The sequence below is a fragment of the Salinisphaera sp. G21_0 genome, assembly GCF_017744115.1.
Lineage (GTDB): Bacteria > Pseudomonadota > Gammaproteobacteria > Pseudomonadales > Endozoicomonadaceae > Endozoicomonas.
Genome location: NZ_JAGHQW010000176.1, coordinates 1 through 1,179, shown reverse-complemented (window position 1 = coordinate 1,179; position 1,179 = coordinate 1). Strand labels below are relative to the sequence as shown.

General features: G+C 48.4%; 2 protein-coding genes. Both read left to right on the top strand.

Annotated elements, in window-relative coordinates:
• Nucleotides 1-179 precede the first annotated feature (179 nt).
• Nucleotides 180-923 carry a phage tail tube protein gene (locus J7439_RS25510; protein ID WP_209204865.1) on the top strand — a complete coding sequence of 248 codons (744 nt, stop codon included), beginning with the start codon at nucleotides 180-182 and terminating at the stop codon, nucleotides 921-923.
• 71 nt (nucleotides 924-994) lie between these two features.
• The coding region (locus tag J7439_RS25505; protein ID WP_209204864.1) for a hypothetical protein at nucleotides 995-1,179 on the top strand (185 nt) is incomplete at its 3' end.

The following is a 1,179-nucleotide window of genomic DNA, read 5'->3' as shown; positions in this document are numbered from 1 at the left end:
CCGCTCCATTCGAGAGTTATTTACTACCGGCCAACGCTTCACTCCGGAAGCCCGACATATCAGCTTCAGTGAAACCCAGTTTGATATTGCCCCAAGCAATGCACACTTATCGTTTGCTGACCTGCAACTGCAGATCGAAGTCATCCTTTAAACCCACCTTCCTGATAAGGAGATAACCAATGTCTACAATGGATCGTAGCTTTATCGGTGCCGGAAGCATCTACATCAAACCCGCTGATGATTCCGCTCCCCTGCTGCCGGTTGGCAACGTCAGCCAGTTTCAATTCAGTTTCGAGGAAGATAAAAAGGAGCTGAAAAACTATCTCGGCGGCGGTGGTAATCGCAATACCATCAGTCGGATATCCTCTATCTCGGCCAGCCTCACGGCTCATGACTTTACCGCTGCAAACTTGTCCATGGCGCTGCGTGGCTCTGTGGCCGCTGGCTCAACGACTGTGGTCACAGATGAACTTCATACCAGCTTTGGCGTTGCTGACGAGCTTGTTCCCTTTGACAAGCTTCCCGATCTGTCGCAGTCGGTTACGGTTAAAGATAATCTGGATACCGTACTGACAGCCGGGGATGATTATGAATTGACCAAATCCGGTATCAAGGTGATTGGCGGTGGCGGCATTGATAACCTGGGAGTGAAAGTGAGCTATACCCCACTGGCTACCAATATGGTTCAGGCGCTTATTGAATCGGGCAAAGAGTTTGTCCTGTTTATGGAAGGTCTCAACGATGCACAGGATGGCAAGCCGTTTAATATCCGGGTTCATCGGGTGAAGTTCTCCCCTGTTCAGAACCTTGATTTTATTTCGGACGACTTTGCCGCTATCGCACTGGAACTGGATGTACTGGCAGACAGTACCATTGAGGGCTCCGGCCTGAGTACCTTTATGCAGATTGATCTGGCGCAGTAACCCCCGTTTGCTTCCTGCAATTTAGCCCCTGACTCCTTAAAAGAGCAGGGGCTTTTTTTTGATAAAAGACTATGGCCAATATCAAACAATCCGCTATTCGCTTAATACTGAAAGCAAAGGATTTACTGTCCAGGGATGTTAAAAAATCCTCGGCTTCCCTGGATGCCTTCAGGCAAGAGGCAAATAAGCTTAAAGGCCAATTAGAGGAACTGGAAAACCAGAATAAGCTCCTTTCGTCTTTTAAAAAGCAGGCCAA